At 63.3% G+C, this 23,860-nt stretch carries 22 protein-coding genes; 4 read left to right on the top strand and 18 right to left on the bottom strand.

Translation table 11 applies throughout. The features are described 5' to 3' along the window. Positions 1-417: 417 nt before the first annotated feature. Positions 418-2,346: an esterase/lipase family protein gene (locus ACW73L_RS20135; protein ID WP_498924354.1), complete on the bottom strand. Its 1,929-nt coding sequence runs from the start codon at positions 2,344-2,346 to the stop codon at positions 418-420. Between the two features lie 169 nt (positions 2,347-2,515). Here ACW73L_RS20135 and ACW73L_RS20130 point away from each other — a divergent pair, with 169 nt between their 5' ends. Continuing rightward, positions 2,516-3,661: a ligand-gated ion channel gene (locus ACW73L_RS20130; RefSeq protein ID WP_498924353.1), complete on the top strand. Its 1,146-nt coding sequence runs from the start codon at positions 2,516-2,518 to the stop codon at positions 3,659-3,661. Between the two features lie 56 nt (positions 3,662-3,717). Next, the gene (locus ACW73L_RS20125) at positions 3,718-4,893 is read left to right on the top strand and encodes a trypsin-like serine peptidase (RefSeq protein WP_498924352.1); all 1,176 of its coding nucleotides are present in this window, start codon (positions 3,718-3,720) and stop codon (positions 4,891-4,893) included. Between the two features lie 49 nt (positions 4,894-4,942). Here ACW73L_RS20125 and trmB read toward each other — a convergent pair whose 3' ends face one another. The 9 genes from trmB to ACW73L_RS20080 all read right to left on the bottom strand — a co-directional run bounded on the left by trmB (position 4,943) and on the right by ACW73L_RS20080 (position 12,476). Further along, complete coding sequence (gene trmB, locus ACW73L_RS20120) at positions 4,943-5,689, bottom strand: tRNA (guanosine(46)-N7)-methyltransferase TrmB (protein ID WP_129883288.1); 747 nt, start codon at positions 5,687-5,689, stop codon at positions 4,943-4,945. Beyond that, a complete protein-coding gene (locus ACW73L_RS20115; RefSeq protein ID WP_498924351.1) occupies positions 5,686-6,564 on the bottom strand; it encodes a vWA domain-containing protein in 879 nt (292 codons plus the stop codon). Before ACW73L_RS20115 ends, trmB begins: the two co-directional genes overlap by 4 nt. Positions 6,565-6,617: 53 nt before the next feature. Further along, a complete protein-coding gene (locus ACW73L_RS20110) occupies positions 6,618-7,178 on the bottom strand; it encodes an MxaK protein (RefSeq protein WP_498924350.1) in 561 nt (186 codons plus the stop codon). Further along, positions 7,166-8,152: a vWA domain-containing protein gene (locus ACW73L_RS20105; protein ID WP_498924349.1), complete on the bottom strand. Its 987-nt coding sequence runs from the start codon at positions 8,150-8,152 to the stop codon at positions 7,166-7,168. The genes ACW73L_RS20110 and ACW73L_RS20105 overlap by 13 nt, the downstream gene beginning before the upstream one ends. Next, positions 8,149-9,042: a hypothetical protein gene (locus tag ACW73L_RS20100; RefSeq protein ID WP_498924348.1), complete on the bottom strand. Its 894-nt coding sequence runs from the start codon at positions 9,040-9,042 to the stop codon at positions 8,149-8,151. The genes ACW73L_RS20105 and ACW73L_RS20100 overlap by 4 nt, the downstream gene beginning before the upstream one ends. A gap of 8 nt (positions 9,043-9,050) precedes the next feature. Next, positions 9,051-9,896 carry a DUF58 domain-containing protein gene (locus ACW73L_RS20095; protein ID WP_129883292.1) on the bottom strand — a complete coding sequence of 282 codons (846 nt, stop codon included), beginning with the start codon at positions 9,894-9,896 and terminating at the stop codon, positions 9,051-9,053. Beyond that, entirely contained in the window at positions 9,893-10,921 is a 1,029-nt protein-coding gene (locus tag ACW73L_RS20090) for an AAA family ATPase (protein ID WP_498924347.1), read from the bottom strand. The genes ACW73L_RS20095 and ACW73L_RS20090 overlap by 4 nt, the downstream gene beginning before the upstream one ends. Positions 10,922-11,038: 117 nt before the next feature. Then, the gene (locus ACW73L_RS20085; RefSeq protein WP_129883294.1) at positions 11,039-11,389 is read right to left on the bottom strand and encodes a hypothetical protein; all 351 of its coding nucleotides are present in this window, start codon (positions 11,387-11,389) and stop codon (positions 11,039-11,041) included. A gap of 298 nt (positions 11,390-11,687) precedes the next feature. Further along, the gene (locus ACW73L_RS20080; protein WP_498924346.1) at positions 11,688-12,476 is read right to left on the bottom strand and encodes a 4'-phosphopantetheinyl transferase family protein; all 789 of its coding nucleotides are present in this window, start codon (positions 12,474-12,476) and stop codon (positions 11,688-11,690) included. 266 nt (positions 12,477-12,742) lie between these two features. Between ACW73L_RS20080 and ACW73L_RS20075 the strand changes: the two genes are divergently transcribed. Beyond that, entirely contained in the window at positions 12,743-13,909 is a 1,167-nt protein-coding gene (locus ACW73L_RS20075) for a calcium:cation antiporter (protein WP_498924345.1), read from the top strand. 93 nt (positions 13,910-14,002) lie between these two features. After that, a complete protein-coding gene (locus ACW73L_RS20070) occupies positions 14,003-14,710 on the top strand; it encodes a tetratricopeptide repeat protein (RefSeq protein ID WP_498924344.1) in 708 nt (235 codons plus the stop codon). Positions 14,711-15,270: 560 nt separating this feature from the next. Here the strand turns inward: ACW73L_RS20070 and ACW73L_RS20065 are convergent. From ACW73L_RS20065 to ACW73L_RS20030, 8 genes are all read right to left on the bottom strand, one after another. Beyond that, entirely contained in the window at positions 15,271-15,582 is a 312-nt protein-coding gene (locus tag ACW73L_RS20065; protein WP_498924343.1) for a hypothetical protein, read from the bottom strand. A gap of 231 nt (positions 15,583-15,813) precedes the next feature. Next, the gene (locus ACW73L_RS20060) at positions 15,814-16,353 is read right to left on the bottom strand and encodes a copper resistance protein NlpE (protein WP_129883299.1); all 540 of its coding nucleotides are present in this window, start codon (positions 16,351-16,353) and stop codon (positions 15,814-15,816) included. Between the two features lie 295 nt (positions 16,354-16,648). After that, positions 16,649-18,724: an ATP-dependent DNA helicase RecG gene (gene recG, locus ACW73L_RS20055; RefSeq protein ID WP_498924342.1), complete on the bottom strand. Its 2,076-nt coding sequence runs from the start codon at positions 18,722-18,724 to the stop codon at positions 16,649-16,651. Between the two features lie 10 nt (positions 18,725-18,734). Next, on the bottom strand, positions 18,735-19,121 hold the full coding sequence (locus tag ACW73L_RS20050; RefSeq protein WP_498924341.1) for a RidA family protein: 387 nt from the start codon (positions 19,119-19,121) through the stop codon (positions 18,735-18,737). Next, complete coding sequence (locus ACW73L_RS20045) at positions 19,114-21,312, bottom strand: RelA/SpoT family protein (protein WP_129883302.1); 2,199 nt, start codon at positions 21,310-21,312, stop codon at positions 19,114-19,116. Before ACW73L_RS20045 ends, ACW73L_RS20050 begins: the two co-directional genes overlap by 8 nt. A 180-nt stretch (positions 21,313-21,492) precedes the next feature. Continuing rightward, positions 21,493-21,777 carry a DNA-directed RNA polymerase subunit omega gene (gene rpoZ / locus ACW73L_RS20040; RefSeq protein WP_129883303.1) on the bottom strand — a complete coding sequence of 95 codons (285 nt, stop codon included), beginning with the start codon at positions 21,775-21,777 and terminating at the stop codon, positions 21,493-21,495. Between the two features lie 219 nt (positions 21,778-21,996). After that, positions 21,997-23,178, bottom strand: coding sequence for a phosphoglycerate kinase (locus tag ACW73L_RS20035; protein ID WP_498924340.1), 1,182 nt, complete (start codon positions 23,176-23,178; stop codon positions 21,997-21,999). Positions 23,179-23,209: 31 nt separating this feature from the next. After that, positions 23,210-23,770 (bottom strand): thioredoxin family protein, encoded by a 561-nt coding sequence (locus tag ACW73L_RS20030; RefSeq protein WP_498924339.1) that lies wholly within the window; start codon positions 23,768-23,770, stop codon positions 23,210-23,212. Between the last annotated feature and the right edge of the window lie 90 nt (positions 23,771-23,860).

Raw genomic sequence — 23,860 nt, 5'->3', positions numbered from 1 at the left:
GATACCGTATTTTACCCCGTCCAGAACGCCGGAGCCCCCGCCACACAACGCCTTCGGAGTTTTTCACCAGCCTGTTAAGTCACGTTAACAGAATACCACTGAAACCCGCCAGGCCCGAGTCGGTTTTCCCGCACGGGGGCATCCATCTCGTGCGTTCTTTCGAGTGGGTAGGCTCGGGGCGTGGCGCCGCGTGGAGGAATTCGGCTTTCAGCCCAGCGCGTCGCCGTGGCGGGGACGTCCGCCTCAAGCGGGGTCAGGCTGGTGCGCCGGATCCCAATTCGATAGTCGCGCTGCCTGTCAGGAGAAGCGGCAGTGCTTGGAGCGGCGTTCCCCCACCGTGGGATCCGGGGCAATTGCGGGGCGCTGCGGCACGTTGCCAAAAGCGCCGGAGGACGCAGGACGATGCGCGCGCGCCGTTCATCGTCTGCCCGTGTCGACAGGAAGCGCCGCCGCATTGACCGACAGATCTCCGGAGGCAGGGTGCCCCAGGTGTTCGATCATGATCCGCCGCACTTCCTCGATGGTCGCGGGGTGCCCCTGACAAGAGTGTCCGGAACGAACCACCAGTTCGGATTCAACCTTGTCGAGGTGGGCGCTGCGGTATTCCACGACCCCGTCGTTGCCCGTTGGTATCGCTTCACCGGGCAGCACGGCGATGATGGAATGGGCCTTGATGTCAGGGCCCAGCGGGAGTCTGAGCAGCGTCTCCAGTACGGGATTGTGCTCCGCCATGCCGTCGACGCTGGTGGGCACCTTGTCGCGAATCTCGTCAGGAACCTTCAATTGCCCGGTCAGGCGTGCGATACCGTCCGCTCCTCCCTGAATGAGGGTCGTGGGAAGCGTGACGAAGTTTCGGGCCAGCCTGCGGACCCAGCTCTTGGTCAGGAAGCTGCCGCGATGCGGTGTCGCAATGAAGACGATGCGCTTGACGAAAGGCAGCGGCTCGAAAAACATCGAGCGCTCGATCTTCTGCTTGATTTCGGGGCTGGCGTCCAGCGCCGCGACCGGCTTATCACTGACCGAACGCCATAACTCGTCGCCGGTCTTCACCGCGGTCATGTGCGTCAGCAGCCCCCCTTGACTGTGTCCGATGACGATCATCTGGCGCATCGCTGGATCCTGTCCCGCCGGGTCGAGGCGCGTGACCATGCCGGTCAAGGCATCGCGCAGATCGGCACCCGAGGCCGCCAGCATCAGGTTGCTGGTGTACTGATAGAACCAGAACTGGTAGCGCTTGCGGATCGTCGGGTCGCTGCGCAGCATGTTGACCATCTCGGCCCACCATACCGGGCTGCTCCCCGTGCCGTGCACGAGGACCACGGGAATCCGCCCGGGTTGATAGGGTTGGACGAACAGCACATGGTGCTTGATGTCCTCCCCGAACAGGAAGCGCTTCAGGCCCAGATTCCAGATTTCCGGATCATTCAGCCGATAGGCGAGCGGGGCCGTGGTATCTGATTGCAGGGGGACTTCCTTGCCCTTGAAGTTCACCGCATGGTCGTCGTAAGCGGAGTAAAGCTCCAGTCGCGCTTTGGCTCGACCGGCCTCCAGATCGCGCAGGCCGCCCTCCAGCAGCAAGAATGCCGTCAGCGGCAGGGCGCCGCCGTTGGGGGCTTCCTCGGTGTTCTTCATGACGCCGATGAGCGGCGCGCCCATACCGGGGGTGCGGTTGCGAATCGAGAAACCGTGCACATCGAACGCGTCGGCCGGAAGAAAGGACTCGAAGTCCGATGTCTTCCACCCAAGCCGGCTGTTGTCGATCAGTACCGGCAAAGACTTGCCCGCGACGGTTCGCGCTCTCCCAATGAATTCCGCCCTGCCATCATCACCGCTCGCAAAGGCTCGGGCCAGCGCGCGGTTATAGAGTTCGCAGGTTTCCCGAAAGCGGTGGTCGTAAGGTGTCGGTGCTGGTTCGGCGCCATCGCCCAACAGATAAAGGAACGCATAGATTGCCGATTGCAGGAACAGGTCACGCTGCGCCGGTTGCTCGGTCCGGCTCGAAGACACCTGCTCGCCCTGGGCATAGCTGAGTTCAGCCAGCGCGTACAAGACATCCCGCCGGTCATCCTTCAGTGCAATCCGGTGCAGTTGCATGATGGCCTGCCAAGGATCCGACTCGTACACATCGCCCAGGTTGTAGCGGTGCAGCACAGCCTTGGCGTCATTGCTGAGTTCGGCGTTGGTTAGCGGATTACGCGATGCGATCTGATACGATTCCTCCGGCGTCACGCGCGTGACGCCGATGGGTGTCGAGCATCCCGAGCACCCGAGCGCGACTGCGATGAGCAGGTTCCTGGAAAGCGTCCGTCGCGAAATCGGGGACGGGAGGTACTGTCTGTGGTGCATCGGTTGCTCAAGATTGATGACGGCGTGTCGCCATGATGCCACGCGAGCGTTTGGCCGACAGGGGGAGATTCGGTGTCGTGCGCGGTACGATCCCGGGCCGCGTGCCTCTACCATCACCACCACAGGGCCCGTCGCCCCTTTCCCAATTTACCGCACGCTGAATCGCGTCATGAGACATTTTTTTGGACCTCCAGGCCGGGACCGTTCGGTCGCGACCGCGTTCGGCCTGTTTGTGGTCTTTTGCATTGCTGCCGTCATCCTGATCCGTACCGGGCTGCTGGAATCACCGGAGCTTGAACTGGGCGACCGGGTCACCCCGGTGGCGGGTGAGGTGCGGACCACCGAGGGTATTCCGATACAGATCGGGGCGTATCTCGAAAACGTCTACCTGTTTTCGTCCGACGATGGAACGTTCGATGCGGATGGCACGGTATGGCTGATTTTTCCGGAGCAGGTCGCTCGTCTGTTGACAGAACGGGAACTGGTACTAGCCGATCTGCTGCATTTCGTCAACCGTATCGACGATTATGATTTCTCCCTGGAGTCGCGGCAGAAGGAGCCTCTGCGGCTCAGCGATGGCCGCTTATACCAGGCGTTCCGTTTCTCGGGGCATTTCTACGTGAATGACCTGGATTTTCACCGGTTTCCATTCCAAACGGTCCGGCTACCGCTGGTGTTCGAATTGTACGAATTGGGCACCGAACCGGATCGACTGGTTCTCAACCTGCTGCCGGACCGGACGGCGTCGGGGGTGGCCTCCTATGTCAGCGTTGTCGGTTACCGCACGGTCGGTTTCCACGTCGCCTCGGGGGTTCGCGAATACGCGACTGATTTCGGTTTGGGTAATGTCGACAGCCACTCTCATCGAACGGGTCAGGTGTCATTCGTCGTGTCTTACCAAAGGTCCGTGAACTCGGCCTTGCTGACCCTGTTCCTGCCCCTGATCGTCCTTATGGCGCTGGTGCTGTTTTCGCCGATGCTGTCGGCCTCGCTCTGGGACGTACGCCTCGGGATCCCTCCGATGGCCTTGCTGACCCTGATATTCCTGCAGCAGGGTTACCGGGACAAATTGCCTGAGCTCCCCTACATCACGTTCATGGACGTCATCTACAACCTTTGTTATTTCGTGAACCTGATCCTGTTCGCGCTATTTCTTTGGGGTTCCAATCGGCTGCATCTGGCGTCCGAGGAGGAGAGGCCGGACGTTGTCCGCTCTCTCGATGTCATCGACCGCCGGTTTCAATTCGGACTCTCCCTGGCCATCATCTTGCTGGCACTGGTCAACTGGTTCGTGATCGCAAGCCATTTTGGTTAACGTGAAAGAGTCGCGCAGCGACACGGGGAATTCGCGTCATCGGAGGTGATGGGGATATGTTGAAGCCCAATCTGCAATGCGCTGGTCTCTCGCTGCTGGCCTGCCTGGTCGCCGACCGGGTGGCGGTCGCCGGGGGGGCAACCGAGCGTTTGTCACCGCGGGGCGACGGCAGGATGACCGTCGGCGATTACGCCAACGCCCGGGCGGTGCCTCTTCCCGGAGTCGATGCGCTCACGGGAATGGGCGCGCCTTCGGCGAGACGCGCTGCCGGAAATCTCAACCCCGCTTCCTCCGCGGGCAGCCCAGGGGATGGCAAAACGGTGCCCGAGGTGATTGTCCCGCGCCATCGGCTGCAGGCGTCCCAGCGGCATGATGGGGAAGGTGGCATCGAACCTCAGGCCTTCGGCCAAGCCGGTCAGCCCTTTACGACTTCCCGCGTGGACCTGAGGGGTAACCCGGTTTCCCGATTCCACCCTTTCAGCGAGAGCGGAAGGCTTTTCGTGAAGGTCGCAGGTCAGACGCTGTATTGCTCCGCAGCGCTGATCAAACGGGGGCTGGTCGTTACCGCAGCGCATTGCGTTGCGAGGTTTGGGCGAGGACAGGCATTCGACACCATTCGTTTCGTCCCCGCCTATCTTCGGGGCGTTGCGCCGTTCGGGACCTGGCGGGCGAAGCAGGTCCTTGTCCCCAAGGCCTACCTTGATGGCTCCGACGCGTGTGTCGCGCACAGCCCCGGTGTCATCTGTGAGAGCGACATGGCAGTGATCACGCTGACCGCCAAGCCTGGCAGCTTATGCACGGATGACTATGCCGGCGATCATGCCGGTTGGTATCGCATCGGCTGGGATGGCTACGGCTTCACCGACGAGAATCAGGCCTTGATCTCGCAGTTCGGGTATCCCCTGTCGCACGACGACGGGCAGATGATGCAGCGCACCGACTCACAGGGCTACATCAGCTTCCTGTTGGCCAACAACACGGTCATCGGCAGTCGCCAGACCAACGGGGCGAGCGGTGGGCCCTTGCTGGTGAACTTCGGCCGCGTCGCGGTATTGAGCGGCACGACGCGTGGTGCGGACGCCGCCCCGAACACCGTGGTCGGGGTCACCAGTTGGGGCTACACCGACCGGGCGATCAAGCAGATGGGCGCGAGTCCGTTCCTGTCGACGAATATCAAACTTTTGGTTGATGCGGCTTGCGCTGAGACGCCCGGTGCCTGCGGGAGTTGCTGAGGTGGTGCGACCGGCGGAGTGCGCGTGGTAACCGACCAACCACGCTCTATCAGGTTGAGTTCCCGCCGGCAGTCAGGGCGCTGCGGTTAAAGACGAGATCCCAGACGCCATGGCCCAAGCGCTGCCCTCGGCGTTCGAATTTGGTCTCGGGGCGATAGGCGGGGCGTTCGCTGAATCCGCCGGATCGATCGGCATTGACCAGTTCCGGACACGCGCCCAGAACTTCCAGCATCTGGTGGGCATAGTCTTCCCAGTCGGTTGCGGCGTGGAAGAGTCCGCCCGCGCGGAGCTTGCCGACGGCGAGGCGGACGAATTCCGCGTTGAGCAGCCGCCGCTTCTGGTGCCGCTTTTTGTGCCAGGGATCCGGAAAAAAGACGAACAGCCCCGACAGCGATGCATCCGGAACGCAGCGCTCCAGCACCTCGACCGCATCGTGGGTATAGACCCGCACGTTACCCAGGCCGCGGCGTTCCAGTTCCAGCAACAGGTGGCCTATGCCGGGCGGGTGGACCTCGATGCCGATGAAGTCGTGTTCCGGCTGGATTTCGGCCAGGTGCGCCAGGGTTTCTCCATTACCGAAGCCGATCTCGACGAACACCGGCGCGTCACGCCCGAAGGTGGCGCGGGGAGTGAGTGCTAGTGATGGGTCCAGACCGAAGCGCGGCAGCAACTCGTCCAGTGCCTTGCGCTGGGCCGGTGTGATCCGCCCCTGGCGCCGGACGAAACTGCGGATGCGTGCCGGCTGCGGTTCGCCTGCAGGATCGGTCGGCGCGGCCAACTCGGGCGTCTCCGTCATCGCGCGACCGCCGGCCGACGCAGGCGCGGCATGCGCCAGTAACTGGCGATCAGCAGCAGCCAGGCCAGGCCGGCGAGCAGCGGCGCCAGATCGACCTGCACGCGCTGCGGTTCGGCATATTTGTCGGAACGCAGCGCGTGCCGCAGATCCTCCGCGCGGTTCAGCCGCAGATAGTCCAGTCCGGTGGTCGCGGCGAGCCGCTTCAGGTGATCCTCGTGCAGGCGCGACAGGTAGAACCCGCTCGGCGGGGTCTCCGGTATCGCCTGCGCTTCGAATTGTTGGGTGGGCGTGCGATCCTCGGGGGCGGTCAGGTCGGCGTTTTCCCAGTAGCCGGTTTGCCGGTTCTCGCGGTCGAGCTTCGGCACCAGCATCGGCTGCGAGCCGCCCACGCCGACCACCACGCCCTTGACCTCGCCGGCCTTGCCCATGAAGGGTGGCGTGATCGCTTCGTCGGGTGTCTGCTGGCCGTCCGACAGGAACACCAGCCGGGTTGCCGGCTTGCGCTGGCCGACCTGGCGCAGCGCGTTATACAGCCCGGTCGCGATGTAGCTGTCGGCCGCCCAGGCCATGCGCCAGTCGATATGCGAGAGCACATCGGTGATGATGGGCAGGTGCTCGCAGACTTCCAGCGGCTCGAACAGCAACTCGGCGTTGCGGGTCGTGAACAGGCCTAGGCCGACTTCCGAACCGCAGGGCAACTCGAACAGTGCCTCGGCAAGCGTCTGCTTGACGAAGCCGAGCCGGTCGGCGGGCTGTCCGGTGACGTGGTAGTCACGGACGTTCATGCTCTGCGTGATGTCGATCACGAAGAAGTACCGAAACACGTTGCGCTCGAACGGGACGCGCGGATGCGCGATCGCCACCGCGGTCAGCACCGCGGCCAGTACTGCCAGCCAAAGCCGCCACCGGAAGGGGCGGTCGCCGCTTGTCACGGACCGCCTCCGGGCAGGCTTGGCATGGTCGCGAACACGCTGCTCTTGGAACCCTGGAAGTCGCTCTTTGCCCGTTCCTTCGGCGGCGGCGTGATGCGGTGTGCGTATTCGAGGTTGTAGCGCGCATCCCAGGCGTCCGGATTCAGGCGCAGCGCGGCGCGGTAGCTCTCCTTCGCGAGCGCGACCAGCGTGTCGACGCGCGCGTATTCGAGCACGCCGACCGCATTCCACAGCGGGGCTGCTTCACGCAGGTACAGGTTGGCGATGTTGTAGTGGACGCGCTCGCGGAATTCGGGTGTGCCCTCGCGCAGGACGGTGTTGTACAGCCGCAGCGCTTCCTGGTCGTTGCCGCGAGCCGCTTGCGCCCGGGCCGCGGCAAAGACCAGTTCCGGGTCCGTGGCGTCGGTGAGCGTGATCCGGCCAGGCTCGGCAAGCGCGCGGTTGTCGCGTTCGAAGCGGGACCATGCCAGTCCCTCGTAGGCGGCGAGGCCCAGGAACGCCAGGGTCGCAAGGCCGAGCACCGGCGTGCCCGGAAGCAGCTTTTTCAGAAACGCCATCGGTCGACCTCCAGGGCGCGCGAAGCGAGCAGTGGCAACAGAAACACCAGTGCGGCGACATAGCCGTAGGTGGCAAGATCCTGCCGCGGGATTTTTTCCAGATAGGGCAGGGGGTCGTTCTCCAGCGCTTCGATGTCGGCGACCGCACGCCGCAGCGCATCGGCATTCTCGGCTTCGTAGGCGCGATAGGGGCTGCCAAGGGTCTGGAAAAACTGGTGCAGAAAATACTCGGGTGTCGTCGACTCCCCGGGATTCTCGGGCGGCGCATCCAGATGGACACCCGTGCGGTTACGGAGATAGATCCAGTACAGCCGAGCATCGGTGTCCGAGAAGGCCTGGTGCAGCCGTTCGCGCGTTTCTTCCTCGATCCGCGCCGCGCCATCCGATACAAGCAGGATGATACGCGCTCCCCCGTTGCGGCGACCTTCAAAAAAATCCAGCGCCATTGCGAGACCCGAGCCGATATTCGTGATGCCGTGGCCGCGCTCGGTCGAACTGCGCACGGCGGCCGACACGGCCCCGCGGTCCTGCGTCAGAGGCAGCACATAGATCGGCGCGGCGCTGAACGCGACCACCGCAAACAGATCGTCCTTCCGGCGCGTGACGAAATCGGTCAGGATCTCGCGGGCGACGGCGCCCTTGGTTTCCCGCGCGGCGCCGCCGAGATAGCGGCCGACAAAACTCTCGTTCATGCTGCTGCTGCGATCGATCAGCAGCACGATTTCGGCGCCGAAGCCCAGGCGCTCCACGGTCTGTTCACGCCGATAGGGTCCTGCGACGGCGACCACAAGTGCGATCAATCCGAGACTCGCGGACAGCTTCACCGCGCGGTCGATCAGGGTCGAGACACGGTCGGTCGGCGCGACCGTAAGGCTGGAATAATGCAGCGGGCGCTGGCCGCTGGCCAGCCACGGAATCAGCGCCGACAGCGCCGCGAGCAGCAGCCACGGCATCGCGAAACCGACGTTCGTCACGCGCTGCGTTCCAGTCGGGCGCAGCGACGGCAAAAGCCTTCGAGCGCCTGGCAATGGGCCGAGTTGTCGGCTTCTTCCGCACCGGGTTCGAAGAAATGGCGCTGCGAGGCATCGAAGAAGGCCTCGAACTCCGCACGCAACGGAGCGAAGACCGGTCGGGCCTCGAAGAACGCATCGAGCATCGCCGGGAACACTGGCTTGCCGTGCGTCTTGGCCAGCGCCTCGTGAATGGCACGCAGACCGGCATCCAGTCGGACGTCGGGGCTGGCTGAGCGCAGCCGCGCGATGCGCCGGCAGGCGTCGGCGAACGGGCGACGCCGGCCCAGGCCGGGAATCAGGCCGAAACGAAAAGCCAGCGCCAGGGCTCCGAGCGCCGCGGCGGACAGGAAAGCGACGAACCGGTAGAACGCCGACTGCGCCGGGAATTGCCGTTCATGCGCATCCCCGCGGAGCATGACCTTGTCGTCGGGTGTGGCCGGCGGGATCATCGGGATCAGGCCGAAGGACCATTCCGGCGTATGGATCTCGGCATTCGTTCCGCCGACGCGGTAGGCGATCGCGAGCGGCGGGATCACCGCCGTTTCCGGATCGCGTACGCCCTTGAAAACCTGGTAGGTCACGTCGATCCGCACCACGTGGGCACTCTCCTGCTTCCAGCGGAGGGTACGGAGGTCCAGCCAGTCGTTGACTGCGCCGGGGCTGGGCAGCAGCGGCGTCACCAATTCGGCGCCGTCCGGCAGCCACAGCCGGAGGTGATGCTCGATCAGACTGCCCAATGTGTAGCCGAAATCGCGCGAGGCCTGCAGCTCAAGGTGCGGGGCGGCCGTCTCGGCCCGCAGGGCCCCGGCGGCGAGGCATAGCATCAGCGCAATCGAACGCATCAGGGCCATGGGTCTGGCTACTCCGTCAAGAAATAGCGCGTCAGCGCATCGGCGTCGAACGGATCATCGAGAAAAAACGGTCGCCGGCCATGGCGTCCGCAGATGCGGTTCAACTCGTCGCGGCGGTTCCGAAAATTCTCCATGAAACGCTCGCGCAGGCTCGGACGCATGAACAGGCGGCGCTGCCGGCCGGTTTCGGGATCGGCGAGATTGATCCAGCCGAAAGCGGGCAGCTTCTGGTATTCAGTGTCCGACCACACGACGATCGGAACGACATCGTGGTGCACGAAGGCGTCGAGCACCCGGTTCGTTTCGTCCGCACCGAGGTGAAAATCGGATACTAGGAACACGAGGCTGCGCTGTCGCCCGAGTTGCGCGGCGGCGGCGCACAGGCCCTCGACCGATGAGTTTCCGTCGGGTTCCAGCGTGGACAAGCTGTTCCGGAAGTCTTCGGGCAGGCCCTTGTACCACCGCAGCGGAAGGCACAGATCCGAGCGCAGCGCAGTGTCGCAGGCCAGGAAGCCGAACGGATCGCCCGTCCGGAAAGCGGAATAGGCCGCCGCCGCACAGAAGTCGGCAATGCGGGCCAGCTTGCCCGAGCGTTCGCCGAAACCCATTGAGGCCGAGACGTCGGCCACGACTTGGACCGGTACCGAACTGCGCTGGCGGAACACGCGAACCATGAACTGACCGAAGGGATCGTGCAGCGTCGCATGCACGTCGATATGGCGCGGCTCGGGGTAGGCCATCAGCGGCGCGTGGCCGTAGAACTCGTCGCTGCCCCCGGTCTGGCTGCTGCGGTGGTGACCGGGATGAACCCGGAACGACCGCCAGCGGATCGGATAATGAAATTCAGCGATCAAGGCGCTGGGACGTTGTTCAGGATGCCGGTCATCAGTTCGCCGATCAATTCCGAGCGCCGCAGTTCATAGACCGGGTGTAAGAATACGCGGTGCGCCGTGGTTTCGCGAAACACGCCACGGATGTCTTCGGGCACCAGATAATCCCGGCCGTCCAGCCAGGCCGCGACGCGGGCCGCGCGCATCATCATGCTGACACCGCGCGCGCTCGCGCCGGCCAGAATCAGCTGATCCATGTCGAGGTTGCCGATTGCGACGTCATAGGCCGCGGGCTTTCGAGTCGCCTCCCACAGGGCGAGCGCGTACTGCTGCAAAGCGTCGCTGGCACGCACCGATTCCTGGATGATCGGCGCCAGACCGGCGATCTCCCGATACGGCAGCACGCCGGGCTCGATGCTCTCGAGCAATTTGTCGACGTCGTGGAAGCGCGGGTTGAACATCAGTTCCAGCCGCTCCGCCTGGTCTTCAGGCGCTTCGATGTGCAATTCCATCAGGAAACGGTCGCGCGCGGCGGACGGAATCTCGAAGGTTTCTTCCTTCTCGACCCGGTTGCGGTCGGCGAAGACCTGCAGATGCGGGAAGAAATGCTCGCGGTTGAATGCGGTCACGCTGCGCTCGGCCATCACGCGCAACAGCAGCGAGTGCACCTGGGGACGCGCCCGGTTGACCTCATTGAAGAAGAACACGGACAGTTCCGGGCCGTGCTTCAGGATGGGGCCGGGGTCGACCTGGGGCTTGCCGTCTTCGTTGATGTACGTGTGGTACACCAGATCGTTGGGCATCAGGTCGATGGTGCCCTCGATCCGTTCGTAGGCGCCGCCGATGCCGCGCGCAACGGCACGCAGCAGGGTCGTCTTGCCGACGCCGACGTCGCCCTCGAGCATCACATGGCCGCGGGCGAAGATCGCCAGCGTGATGTGCCGAATCGGGCCGTCCATGCCGATCAGGCATTGTTTGATGGCGGATTCGAGGGCGAGGGCGCGGGGGCGCCAGTCGGCGAGCAGGGAATCGTGGCCGGAGGAACTCATGAGTGGTTGGCTACACAGTTACTCGACGGAAATGACGGAATGGAGGGCTTGGCGGCCCTGCCGGAACGGGTCGGGTTCGGGATCGGCGGGCCGGTGTACCGACCCGCCCGGAGCTGGTCAGGCCGTGGTCGGGCTGTCGCTGGTCGCAGGCTTGCTGTCCTCGATCAGCGGATCGAAGCGGCGCAACTGCGCCTGACCGAAGGCGATCAGCTCCATGCCGATATCGATGACCAATTGGTACAACTGGGGCAACTGATAGATCCGGTAGCCGAGGTAGCCGACGCCACCGATGCCGAGTGCCGCAGCGATGACCGTCGGGAGACCGATCGCGCTGAAGATCCGGGTCAGCTGGGTCATGACGTCGAGCGGGAGCAACAGCAGAAAGCCGAAATACACCAGCACCATGAACATGAACAACACGAACGTGAAGAACTTAAGCACCTTGGCCAGGACCCACTCTAGTTTCATCGGCATACCTCTGCGAACTTTAATCTGAGGAAAAATCAACGCGACACAGTTCCCGCGGTCCGACGCGACAGCGCCGAAGACGCCGCTCAGGGGCGGGACGAAGGGGGTTCGGTGTTCGATCGGGATGGTGACCCCGGCGGGCTTGCCCACCGGCCCATCGCCGCTAATCGTTGAATACTATCACATCGTCTCTCTCGCGACAGCGCTCCGCGAGCGGTCGGCTGGCCGACGGCGAAAGCGGTGCTTCCCGCGTGTCCCGCGAAGGGCCGTCGGAGCGGGGTCTGGCCGCGCGGCTGTGCTAAGCGGGCAGCAGCAGCCTGCCGGGTGCGAATTTGTACTCCCTTGGCTGAGCCATCGGGCGGTCCAGCGCGACCGCACCACTGATTCCGGCCGGCAATGGCAATTCGGCGAAATGCCATGAACACGCAACGTCCGGTTTCGGTGCCGGCGCGATCAGCCGTGGTATTGGGCCTGCGCACTCGAAGACGCAGCGTTGCAGTCCGTAGGCCAGGCCTCGACCGATGGCTTTGCAGAAGGCCTCCTTCAGTGTCCACAGGCGGAACAGCGCCGCCGTCTGCCGTGCCGGGTCCAGACTGCGAAGCCAGGCCCTTTCGCTCTCGGCGCAGCAGCGCTGCAACAAGGGATCGACATGCCGGATTTGCCGCCACGCCTGAAGGTCGATACCGATCTGCCCGTCCCACGCCAGCGCCAAGACCCCGCGATCCGCCGTATGCGATAGGTTGAAGACCAGGCCGCGGGCGCCGTCCGAATCGGCCAGTTGCGGCTTTCCGTGCGCCCCTGCGGTGATGACCACAGAACGCGGCTCCATGCGCAGGTATCGGCCGAGGACGATCCTGAGCGTCGCGCGGGACGCCATGAAGCGCCGGCGCGAAGCGGGGTCCTTGAACTGCGCGCTGCGGCGCAGTTCCTGCTCGGACAGCAAGGCGCCCAGCGCGCCGGCGGGCGAGACCGTTGCATCGATGTCGAAGTGCCAACAATGCACCGCGCCGCTGACGAGTTCGCTGACGTCGTACGATGCGTCGCCGAAATCGCGAGGCGGCGCGGAAACTTCGGTCTTGGTCCACATCGGTTTGAGGTGTTGGGGGGGCGCTGGGTCCTTTGACAGTGCGCCGCAGTGTAACGCGTTGCCCGGTGTCGGACCCACCCTCCGGCGTGCAATCCGATCAGTTGCTATCGCCGGGTGGCTTTCACTTTCAGCGGTGCTGATGGGCCTGTACCCTAGCGGTGCAGTATCCGAATGAGTGGCGGACCGCGGGTTCCTTCCGTTCGACTTGCTGGCGGTTCCTGAGAGAGGTACCGGCTGGGCTGCGCCCCATCACCGCGAGGGTATCCATGCACGACTCCACGACCACGAAGCCCCAGACGCCGCTGAAGCGGGGCCACGCCCCGCATTTCTGGGGTCTGGTGCCGATCGGCGTCGGCTGGCTGTTGTGGGGGCTGCTCAAGACAGAGTCGCTCCATCTGCCGCTGGACACCGATCCAGCGACGGCGCTGGGCTACGGTGTGGCGATCTTCGGAGTGATGCTGGGCTGTGTATCCTCCGTGGTTCGTCGTGCGGATCGTCTGGCCGAACTGCTTCGCGAACCTGTCGGAACCCTCATTCTGACCTTGTCCGCGACCCTGATCGAGGGCAGCCTGATGCTGGCGGTCATGTTGGAGGGGCGCCAGAATCCCACCCTGTTGCGCGACACGGTTTTCGCGACGCTGATGTTGTCGATGAACGCACTGGTGGGGCTGGCGCTCACGGGCGGTGCCTGGCGGCATCGCGAACAGAGCTTCAATCTGCGAGGTGCCTTGTCCTTCCTGCACCTGATCATCCCGCTGTCGCTGATGTTGCTCATTCTGCCGAACTACACGCGTTCGACACCCGGCCCGACACTGGCGCCGCATCAGGAGGCGTTTCTCGGTGGCCTGTGTCTCGTGGTCTATGCGCTGTTTTTGCTGATCCAGACGGGGCGCCACCGGTCGTATTTCGATCACCTCGACGTAGGCCGTGCCGACCAGAGCAGTCGGCCGCTTTCGGCCGCAACCCTGCGCAGTGATCGCCGGGAGGTCGCCGTCAATGCCCTTGAGCTTGTTGCATCGCTGCTTCCGGTGTTGTTGCTGGCGAAGTTTCTGGGCCGCGTAATCAATTACGGGATCGATGAACTCGGCGCGCCGACGGCGCTCGGAGGGCTGATCATCGCCAGTCTCGGCTTGATGTCCGAGGGAGCCGGTGCGCTGCGCGCCGCGCTCGCGAACCGGATGCAACGCGCCGTGAACATCTGCCTGGGATCCTCCCTCGCCACGATCGGGCTCACCGTGCCGGCGGTGCTGCTCGCTGCCGGATGGCTCGATATGCAGCTGACGCTGGGGCTCGCGGGCAAGGACGCGACCCTTCTGGCCGCCACCCTGTTGAGTGCCATGCTCACCTTCGTTAGCGGCTCGGCCAACCTGCTGCAGGGCATCGTTCATCTGATGCTGTTCTTCGGGTATGTTATGTTCATCCTGTTCCCCTGAGCGTCTCCGGACCAGGGCGTGACGGTCGCGCGGATCAGGCTAGCTGCCGCGGGAGTCCTGGCACTCGGGGGCGCCACTACCGCGGTGCATTGCATGAAACCTGAACGCCGGTGGCTCGCCCTGGTCCCGCTTCTGATCGCCTACGTTGCACCTGGCATGGCAGGCGCGCCGCCGGATGTCGTCGCTCTCGCCGAACGGTTGGATCAGGAGTGGGCCGAGATCTTCTACGATGCCAACGAAGCCGGTAAGGCGCGGCGCCTTGTCGACCTGCTCGCTCGTGCGGAAGCTTTCAAGGCCGCCAACCCCACCTGGGCTGAACCGCGCATCGTGACCGCCGTAACGCTTTGCTCCCTGGCCGGCGTCGATTGGGGCCTCGATTCCCTGAGTCGTATCGATCAGGCCCGGCAACTCCTGACGCAGGCCGTTGACCTGGATCCCAAGGCCATGGAGGGTGCGGCCTACATTGCGCTGGGCAATCTGTACTGGCGAATGCCGGGCTGGCCGATCTCTTTCGGTGACGACGCGCGGGCGCGGCAGTATCTGACGAACGCCGTGAACCTTTTTCCCGCAGCGATCGACGCCAACTTCTTCATGGCCGACTTCTTGATAGACCAAGGGGAATACCCGCAGGCCCATACCTTTTTGGAGAGGGCCGAGCGGGCGCCTATCCGAGCCAGCGCCCGGACTTCCGACACGCGGTTGAAAGAGGAAATGGTCGAGGCGCGACGTGTCATCACCGAAAAGGGCCGTTCCCGGCCGGGGTTTTTCTCCCGTCTGTTGCCGGATTTCGGGTCTTCGTAACGAGAGATAATTACATGCCCTGCCAGCTGCTGGTCGTTGGATGCGCTGATATCTCGGAGGAGAGGTCGTCGGGATCAGGTTCTTCTGGGGCAGCGGTGCTCAAGGGCTTACTGGAACTGGCTATTCCATGGGAATGCCGGAGGTGGAAGTCCATGAGTCGTCGTCGATAGGAGCCGAATCCTGATTCCGGTGGCGCGGGATCAACTTCAACCTCGGTACCGCATCTGCCTTCATAGATGCCGATCTGGGCTCGCGGCGATACCAATGCTGCGCGGACGACGCCGACAGTGGTCCGGCTCGCCTTTGTCACTGATGCTACGATACTCCAATTCTTCTGTTTGACAGTGACGTAGCGCGCATGAATCCTGCAAATGGGGTTGGTCAGCGTCGTAAAAAAGTGTATGGGCTCAATGAGGAAGCAGAGAATGTTGACTTTCTCTGAACTCAATGAAGTTGCGTTTCGGGTTATCGATGATCCTCATCAAGGACATGCGAATTCCTTCTTCACGCGACATTATCAGTAGCTGTATCAGTATGAGACCTGGGCTGATGCAAGCCGATCATTTGATCCCTATTTCAACTGGCTCAGCGTCCGCCATGAATTGCCAGACAGGATTCATCAGATCTATGACTGGAATAAGAATCTCGGTGGTCTCGACGCTGAGTTTCCGCCCGTTTGGATGATTCTGGCGCGGTGTGGCGTCTTGTCTTTCGACGTCTTCATGATCCTGCTTCGACAGAGAAGGGCCGACTTCAATACGCTTTTTTTGCAAACAATCGCGCTGCCGCGATGCATCGATACCGCATGGCGCCGCCTTGTGTTGCGCGATCTTTATTCGTCGGTTTTGTGAGTTCTGCGCCAGTCGTGCCACCTGTCAGGCTCTGTTTTCGGAGCGAAAGGGGGGCACGCGAGCATGTTTGGCGATACCGACGGCTAACAAGGGTGCGCGCTACTGGTATTCCAGGGAAAAATGACTCGATAAGGCAATCGTTGGCGGGATGCCAAGGGATGGCAACCTATCCAGTTTCGCGTTTGCGTGATGAGCCACATCTCCCGCCTGCTCGTGGATAGGATAATCGAGGCCTCTGTCGGATCTGATCGCTCAATGCACGTGCATGGTGCGATTGTTTGCCTTATCGCTTCGTTGCAGCAGGTATCTGTCCTGGTCTCCGCTCATATGTGCGCCATCGCTGGTTAGGTAGAGCAGCGTTTCCTCCCCCTTGATCGCGAGGCGACGCTGCGGGGCATCCTTGTTTGGTGTAAGCGTCAGAACTCCGGCCGCATCATCCCACTGATATTTTCCTTTCTCGAAGGACTCCCGGTTCTGGGGCTTTGCAGGCTGTATGACCAAAAGATATTTATCCTTGGCATTCAAGGAGAGGGTCATTTTGATGCCATTGCAGTCTTGTTCATGACAGGGAAGGTAACCATAAAAAACGCCCCGGAATTGACCTGGCAATTGATTGGGATTCAGGTGCGTTGAATGATCCATCTCACCACCCTGGCTCTGTTCACGTGCCTTGAGAGCCTTTTCCTGCATTTGCATATCGGTTTCGGCAAGAGCGGCGTTGAGTGAGGACAACAGGGCACCGAAGATAAACACTAGGTGTCGTCTGGTCGTGTTCCTGTCGGAATGTGTCATACGGTGCTTCTCCTGTTCCTTAGTTCCTGATGTGTTCCGCCGTGCGGGTCGGACCTGCCTGCCGCCATTTACGGTGGTCGCGCTATGTTAGCGTGCCTGAGCGGTGCTGTCCTTTGTTCTGGTGTTCTGGTGTTCTGGTGTTCTGGTGTTCTGGTGTTCTGGTGTTCTGGTGTTCTGGGGGGAGCCGGCTGACCCGAAGTCGCGTCTGTGATATCGGGCGCGTAGTATCGCCTTGGTATGGCAAAAGTAGTGAGTGGCAGGATTGGGACAGGCAGCTACTCGGTTAGGTTCCCGGTCATACCTCGGCATACTGAATCGAGCGCCCGATCCAGCGGTGATGCAGCAGAGCGGGAACGGTGGGATCCTCAGCGCCGACCCGGTCGGCGGCCTCGGCCACCCGCGGCAGCATCCAGGCGTCTCTTGGCAGAGTGGCGACGCGGAAGCTGCCGCTACCGGTCTGCCGGGTGCCAAGCAGTTCACCCGAGCCGCGTAGCTCCCAGTCCTTCTCGGCAATCGCGAAGCCATCGTTCGACTCCCTAAGTATGTCGAGGCGTTGCCGGGCAGTGGTGCCCAGCGGCGGTTGATACAAAAGCACGCAGAAGGCGTCGCCGGCACCGCGGCCGACGCGGCCACGCAACTGATGCAGTTGGGACAGGCCGAAGCGCTCCGCGTTTTCGATGATCATCAAGCCCGCGTTCGGAACATCGACCCCCACCTCGATCACGGTCGTCGCAACCAGCAGGTCGAACTCGTGGCGCTTGAATGCCTGCATGACACTCTCTTTGTCGGCACTTCTCATCCGTCCATGGACCAGGCCAATGCGGATCCCGCCCAGCGCTGCCGAGAGGTCTTTCGCCGTCTTTTCCGCCGCCTCGCACTGCAGCGTCTCCGACTCCTCGATCAGGGCGCAGACCCAATAGGCCTGCCGTCCCTTGCCGACCCAGTCGGCGATGCGTCCGACGACTTCCTCCCGGCGATCGCCGCGCATCGCGATCGTGCGGACCGGCGTCCGCCCCGGGGGCAAAGCATCGATGATGGACAGATCAAGATCGGCATAGTCGATCATCGCGCGTGTTCGGGGAATCGGTGTCGCGGTCATGATCAGTTGATGGGGGACTAGGGTGCCGGTGTCGCCCTTTGCGCGTAAGGCGAGTCGCTGGTGCACACCGAAGCGGTGCTGCTCGTCGATGATGACAAGCCCCAGCCGATGGAACGCGACATGGCGCTGGAACAGGGCATGGGTGCCGATCACGACACCAGCGCGGCCTTCGGCGACACGGGCCAGCCGTTCTTCGCGCTGGCTGCTTTTGTACCGGCCCAGCATCAGCACGATCTCGACGCCGAGTGGCTTTAGCCAACCACTCAGGTTCGCGAAGTGCTGTTCGGCTAGTAACTCCGTGGGTGCCATAAGCGCCGTCTGCCATTGCGACGCAGCGGCGGTCAGCGCAGCGAGTGCCGCGACGACGGTCTTCCCGGAGCCGACGTCGCCTTGTAGCAGGCGCATCATCGGCGCGGTTTGTTGCAGGTCTTGCCCGATCTCGGCCGATACGCGCTGCTGCGCAGCGGTCAAGGCAAACGGTAGCTGCGACTCGAAGGCCTGGCGGGTCCGGATGTCGAGCGCAAGCACCGGCGCTGACTGCTGGCGACCCTCGACGCGTCGTCTGAGCATACTGAGGCGATGGGCGAGCAGTTCCTCGAAGGCAAGGCGTTCGCGTGCTGCGTCGGTGCGTTCTGCGTCATTTGTCCCCGGCTGGTGGAGCAGGTGCAGCGCTTCCGGCAGCGGGGGGTGAGCGGGTGTCGGGCCAGGCTGGTGGGCGAGCGGGTCGTGCAGACTGGCGCTGCCCGAGTCCAGTCGTTGCAGGGTTTGTTCGACCAAGCCGCGGAAGGTGCGCTGGCGCAACCCTTCGGCGATCGGGTAGACGGGGGTCAGGCGCGTTTCGGTTGGGCTTGCTCCATCTGGAGTGGGGAAGCGGTATTCCGGATGGATCATCTCCGCTCCGAGCAAGCCGATGCGAACCTCGCCGAAACACTGGATTTGCGCGCCCGGAATGAAGCGCGACAGCTGCGTCGCACTGTAATGAAACAGCCGGATATACAGGGTGCCGGTCTCATCCTCCAGGCGGCAGACAACCGATCGACGTCGCCCTCGGCCTGCTTCGATACCGGCGACGCGGGCGTTGACCAGAGCGCGAGCGCCGGGCACCAGGGCGGCGATCGGCGTCAGCTCCGTCCGGTTCTCGTAGCGGAGCGGCAGATGAACGAGCAGATCGAACAGCGTGAGGAGGCCCAGCTTGCCGAGTCGCTCGCGCGTCGCATGGCCGATCCCCTTGAGGGTGTCGATCGGCAGCGATTCCAGGGCCGGCGCCGGCACCGGCGTAGGGCTATTGACCGAGGACCAGTATCGCGTCCATTTCGACTGCGGCGCCGCGCGGTAGCGACGCGACGCCGATCGCGGCGCGGGCCGGGTAGGGTTGGGTGAAATAGTCCGACATGACCGCATTCACCAGCGGAAAATGCGCCAGATCGGTTAGGTAGACGTTCAGCTTGACGATGTCGGACAGGTCTCCGCCAGCGGCAGAGGCGACCGCTTGCAGGTTGTCCAGCACACGTCGTATCTGTGTGTCGATGGGGCCGGGCACCAGCTCCATCGTGGCCGGGTCCAGCGGGATCTGGCCGGACAAATACACGGTGTCGCCGGTCCGGATCGCCTGCGAATACGTGCCGATCGCGGCGGGGGCCTGATCGGTGTGAATCACTTGCCTAGTCATGCCTGCGGGTTTTCTTGGTTTCCGATTTGACGCGTGTTATGCGCGTAACGACCGACAGCTTGCGCAGTTCCCGCATCACGTTGGCCAGGTGGGCCCGGTCGCGGACGCTGAGTGTAATGATGTCGGTCGATATCTGGTTGTCCTGATTCGTGATTTGGACGTTTTCGATGTTGGCGGACATCCGGGAGATGCTTGCCGCGACCTGGGCCAGCGTGCCGGGCTGGTTGAGCAGTTCGAGCCGGATCACGGCCGGGAAGTCGCCGCTGGCCTGCTTATCCCACTCGACGTCCACCCAGTTCATCTGCTTCATCCGCAGTTCGGTGACGTTCTTGCAGTCGCTCTGGTGGATCACCAGGCCCTTGCCCGGATTGAAGAAACCGATGATCGGATCGCCCGGAATCGGGCGGCAGCATTTGCCGAGGTTCACCACCATGTTTTCGGTGCCCTTGATCACGAGCGGGGAGCGTGTCCTCTTTCGCGATCCTTGGGTCGCGTCGGGACCGCCTTCATCCTGAACCAGGTGCTTGATGATCAGGAATGGCAGGCGGTTGCCAAGGCCAAGGTCTTCCAGCAGCGCATCGAGTGACGGGAGGTCCAGACTCGTCAGGAGTTGGTGGATATGGTCGCCGGGCAGATCCTCCAGTGTCGTGCCCTGGGCCGCGAGTTCCTTCTCGAGCAGGCGACGGCCCAGCGCAATGGCTTCCTGCTTCTTGAAATTCCTCAGGTAGCTGCGTATCGCGGCCCGCGCTTTCGCTGTCACGACATAGCTCAGCCACATCGGGTTCGGACGTGCCCACGGGGCGGTCACGATCTCGATGGTCTGGCCGTTCTCGAGGGTGGTTTGCAACGGCACCAGCGCGCGGTCGATGCGGGCTGAAACGCAGGCATTGCCGATATCGGTATGGACGGAATAGGCGAAGTCGACGACGGTCGCGCCGCGCGGTAGCTTGATGATCTTGCCGCGTGGGGTGAACACGTACACTTCCTGCTGGAAGAGGTCGACCTTCAGGTTGTCGAGGAATTCGAGCGAGTCGCCGGCGGTTTGCTGGATTTCGAGCAGGTTGCGCAGCCACTCATAGGCGCGGGCCTGGCTGCGGTCGCCGAGCTCGCTGTCGGACTTGTACAGCCAGTGTGCCGCAATGCCGGATTCTGCGACCTGATTCATGGCGCGCGTCCGGATCTGAATCTCGAGCGGCATCCCATGCGGCCCGATCAGCACGGTGTGCAGCGACTGATAGCCGTTGCCCTTAGGGACGGCGATATAATCCTTGAAGCGGCCGGGCACCGGCTTGTAGAGGTTATGCACCATGCCCAGCGAGCGGTAACATTCGTCGACGTTGCCGACGACGATCCGGAACGCGAAGAAATCGTGCACCTGCTGGAACGTCAGCCGCTTGCTCCGCATTTTCTGATACAGGCTGAACAGGTGCTTCTCCCGGCCGATGACCTGGTAGCCGACGATGCCGGCCTGTTCGAGGCGCTTCTTGACGCTGCTCTCGATGAGCGCCATGACTTCCTTGCGGTTGCCGCGCGCCTTGCGGACGGCTTGCTGCAGCACCCGATAGCGCAGCGGGTGCATCGCCGCGAAGCCCAGGTCTTCCAGTTCGATCCGGACCTCGTTCATGCCCAGCCGGCTGGCGATCGGGGCGTAGATATCCAGGGTTTCGCGGGCGATGCGGCGGCGGCGCGGCGGGCTCATCGCCTCCAGCGTACGCATGTTGTGCAGCCGGTCCGCGAGCTTGACCATGATCACGCGCAGGTCCTTGATCATCGCCAGGACCATTTTGCGCACGTTCTGTGCCTGCGCTTCAGCGCTGGATTTGCAGTCGAGCTGCGTCAGCTTGCTGACGCCGTCGACCAGTTCGGCCACCTCGTCGCCGAAATCCTGGCGCAGCTGCTCCTTGGTGACCGGTGTGTCCTCGATGACGTCGTGCAGGATTGCCGCCATGATGCCTTTGGCATCCATACGGAGCTCGGCGAGTATCAATGCCACCGATAGGGGATGGCAGATGTACGGTTCGCCGCTGAGCCGGAACTGACCCTCGTGCGCCGTGCGCGCGGCCTCGTAGGCGCGGAAGATGTCGGCGATCTGCGGTGCGTCGAGGTACGACGCGGCGATCCCGGTGAGCCGCCTCGCCAGTTTGTCCTGCGGGAGTTCAGGCGCTTCCGTGCGTGACAGCGGGATGATCATGACGGCCCGGGTCTGCTGCGGGCCGGGCAGTGGTTGAGGAAGAGCCCAGGCCTGTATGACACCGCCCAAATGATCCGGATCATCGCGGTCGGCAGGGGTTCCGTGAGGGTGACCATGTCGGCGTGGTTAAGCTTGGGTTGAGTCTAATCCACGCGTCGAGGGCAGCAAAACGTCCGGCTGTTAAATGTCGTCGTCGAAATCGGCGTGGTCGTCGAAATGCACCGGCGGCATCGGGCGCTCGATCACGAAACGATCGGGCTTTGGCGCCTCATGCAGGTAGGCAGGACCAATCTCCCCGGCGGCGATTTCCCGCAAGGCAACCACCGTCGGCTTGTCGTTGGTCCAGGGAACCTTGGCATCGTCGGGGTAGCGTGCGATCTGCCGCGCGCGCTTGGCGGCCAGCAGGACGAGTTGGAAACGGTTTTCGACCTTGTCGAGGCAATCCTCGACTGTCACTCTTGCCATGAAACTACCTCTGGACGGCTCGGCGTTGCGTAAGGGGGAAACTAGTATCGCCCAAAGCTCGCGCTGCTGTACAGCGTTTTGACAACGCTCTGTCGCGTCTTGTTCACAGCGTGGTGGTTACGTCGACTTGGCCGCGCTGCCGCGCTTGGGGTGATCTCGGGTTGCGGGAGGCTCGCGGCCTCCCGCAGCGGATCCTGGCTAGAATGGTCTGGACGAGCCTCAGCCGCCTGCCGCGCGCTTTTCGAGCATCGCGACCGCCGGCAGCACCTTGCCTTCGAGGAACTCGAGGAAGGCGCCGCCTCCGGTGGAGGTGTAGGACACCTTGTCGTTGATGCCGTACTTATCGATTGCCGCCAGCGTGTCGCCGCCGCCGGCGATCGAGAAGCCGGCGCTTTCGGCGATGGCCAGCGACACCGTCTTGGTGCCTTCAGCGAACTGGTCGATTTCGAACACGCCGACCGGACCGTTCCAGACGATGGTAGCGGCCTTTCTGATCAGCTCGGCATAGTAGGCTGCGGTTTCCGGGCCGATATCGAGGATCATGTCGTCCTCGGCCACGTCGGCGACCTTCTTGACCGTTGCTGCAGCGGTCTCGGCGAATTCCTTGGCGCAAACGACATCGGTCGGGATCGGGATCTCGCCGCCCTTGGCCTTCGCGGCCTCGATCAGGCGCTTGGCTTCGGGGATCAGGTCGACTTCGCACAGCGATTTGCCGACCGGATAGCCGGCTGCGGCAAGGAAGGTGTTGGCGATGCCGCCACCGACGATCAGTTGATCCACTTTGGTCGACAGCGAATCGAGCACGGTCAGTTTGGTCGAGACCTTGGAGCCCCCGACGATGGCCAGCAGCGGGTGCGCCGGGTGGCTCAGTGCCTTGCCGAGTGCATCCAGCTCGGCCGACAGCAGCAGGCCGGCACAGGCGACCGGTGCGTGCACCCCGACGCCATGGGTCGAGGCCTCGGCGCGGTGCGCGGTCCCGAAGGCATCCATCACGTAGACGTCGCATAGCGCCGCCATCTTCTGCGCCAGTTCCGGATTGTCCTTCTTCTCGCCCTTGTTGAATCGGACGTTCTCGCACAGCACGACCTCGCCCGGGGCCACGTCCACGCCGCCCAGCCAGTCCTTGACCAGCGTGACCGGCTTGCCGAGCAAGTCGCCCAGGCGTTCGGCGACCGGCTGCATCGAGAACTCTTCGGCATATTCGCCCTCGGTCGGACGGCCGAGATGCGACATCACCATGACCCGCCCGCCGGCCTCCATTGCCGCCTTGATCGTCGGCACGCTGGCGCGGATGCGAATGTCGCTGGTGACCTTGCCGTTCTTGACCGGCACGTTCAGATCCTCGCGGATCAGCACGCGCTTGCCCTTGAGGTCGAGGTCGGTCATGCGGAGGAAAGTCATTGAATTCTCCTGGAAGGTGGGGGAAAGGAAATCAGCTTGCGGCGCGCCACTTGATCGAGCAGCCGATGCTGGGAATCTGGTGTTCGGGGCCCAGGCCGGTGTTCGCGATCTGCTTCATTGCATCCAGCAGCTCGCGCGGCGCGTCGTCTGGCGCGGCGGCCCGGCCGCTCGCATCGAGGCGGCCGCGGTACTGCAGTTCGAGCCGGCTGTTGTAGCCGAAGAAATCCGGCGTACAGACGGCGCCATAGGCCTTTGCAACAGCCTGGGTCTCGTCGAACAGGTACGGAAACGGGAACCCGAACTCGGCGGCAACGGCCTGCATGTTCGCGAAGGAGTCTTCCGGGTAGTCGGCCGGATCGTTGGACATGATGCCCACCGCGCCGATGCCGCAGGCGGCGAGTTCGGCGATGTCGCGGACCAGCCGGTCGCGGATCGCCTTGACGTACGGGCAGTGATTGCAGATGAACATGACCAGCAGGCCATGCGGGCCGCGGCACCGGTCCAGAGTCCAGATGCCGCCGTCGGTACCGGGAAGTTCGAACGGGATGGCCTGAAGGCCGAAGTCGCAAACGGGGGTTTCGATGGCGGCCATTCTGCTCCGGTGCGATCATCTCAAGACTCGGGATGATAGCAAATTAGATTTGCGGCTTGCCACGGCGGCGCCGGGCAACGCATGCTGACG

Source organism: Methylolobus aquaticus (assembly GCF_054172105.1).
The sequence above is the reverse complement of the archived record's forward strand: the minus strand, read 5'-3'. Positions and strand labels throughout refer to the sequence as shown.

Excerpts from the sequence above, each read along its gene's own strand:
- ACW73L_RS20135 (WP_498924354.1), bottom strand. The coding sequence starts at position 2,346 with ATGCACCACAGACAGTACCTCCCGTCCCCGATTTCGCGACGGACGCTT.
- ACW73L_RS20130 (WP_498924353.1), top strand. The coding sequence starts at position 2,516 with ATGAGACATTTTTTTGGACCTCCAGGCCGGGACCGTTCGGTCGCGACC.
- ACW73L_RS20125 (WP_498924352.1), top strand. The coding sequence starts at position 3,718 with ATGTTGAAGCCCAATCTGCAATGCGCTGGTCTCTCGCTGCTGGCCTGC.
- trmB (WP_129883288.1), bottom strand. The coding sequence starts at position 5,689 with ATGACGGAGACGCCCGAGTTGGCCGCGCCGACCGATCCTGCAGGCGAA.
- ACW73L_RS20110 (WP_498924350.1), bottom strand. The coding sequence starts at position 7,178 with ATGGCGTTTCTGAAAAAGCTGCTTCCGGGCACGCCGGTGCTCGGCCTT.
- ACW73L_RS20100 (WP_498924348.1), bottom strand. The coding sequence starts at position 9,042 with ATGGCCCTGATGCGTTCGATTGCGCTGATGCTATGCCTCGCCGCCGGG.
- ACW73L_RS20090 (WP_498924347.1), bottom strand. The coding sequence starts at position 10,921 with ATGAGTTCCTCCGGCCACGATTCCCTGCTCGCCGACTGGCGCCCCCGC.
- ACW73L_RS20085 (WP_129883294.1), bottom strand. The coding sequence starts at position 11,389 with ATGAAACTAGAGTGGGTCCTGGCCAAGGTGCTTAAGTTCTTCACGTTC.
- ACW73L_RS20080 (WP_498924346.1), bottom strand. The coding sequence starts at position 12,476 with ATGTGGACCAAGACCGAAGTTTCCGCGCCGCCTCGCGATTTCGGCGAC.
- ACW73L_RS20075 (WP_498924345.1), top strand. The coding sequence starts at position 12,743 with ATGCACGACTCCACGACCACGAAGCCCCAGACGCCGCTGAAGCGGGGC.
- ACW73L_RS20070 (WP_498924344.1), top strand. The coding sequence starts at position 14,003 with ATGAAACCTGAACGCCGGTGGCTCGCCCTGGTCCCGCTTCTGATCGCC.
- ACW73L_RS20060 (WP_129883299.1), bottom strand. The coding sequence starts at position 16,353 with ATGACACATTCCGACAGGAACACGACCAGACGACACCTAGTGTTTATC.
- ACW73L_RS20050 (WP_498924341.1), bottom strand. The coding sequence starts at position 19,121 with ATGACTAGGCAAGTGATTCACACCGATCAGGCCCCCGCCGCGATCGGC.
- ACW73L_RS20045 (WP_129883302.1), bottom strand. The coding sequence starts at position 21,312 with ATGATCATCCCGCTGTCACGCACGGAAGCGCCTGAACTCCCGCAGGAC.
- rpoZ (WP_129883303.1), bottom strand. The coding sequence starts at position 21,777 with ATGGCAAGAGTGACAGTCGAGGATTGCCTCGACAAGGTCGAAAACCGT.
- ACW73L_RS20035 (WP_498924340.1), bottom strand. The coding sequence starts at position 23,178 with ATGACTTTCCTCCGCATGACCGACCTCGACCTCAAGGGCAAGCGCGTG.
- ACW73L_RS20030 (WP_498924339.1), bottom strand. The coding sequence starts at position 23,770 with ATGGCCGCCATCGAAACCCCCGTTTGCGACTTCGGCCTTCAGGCCATC.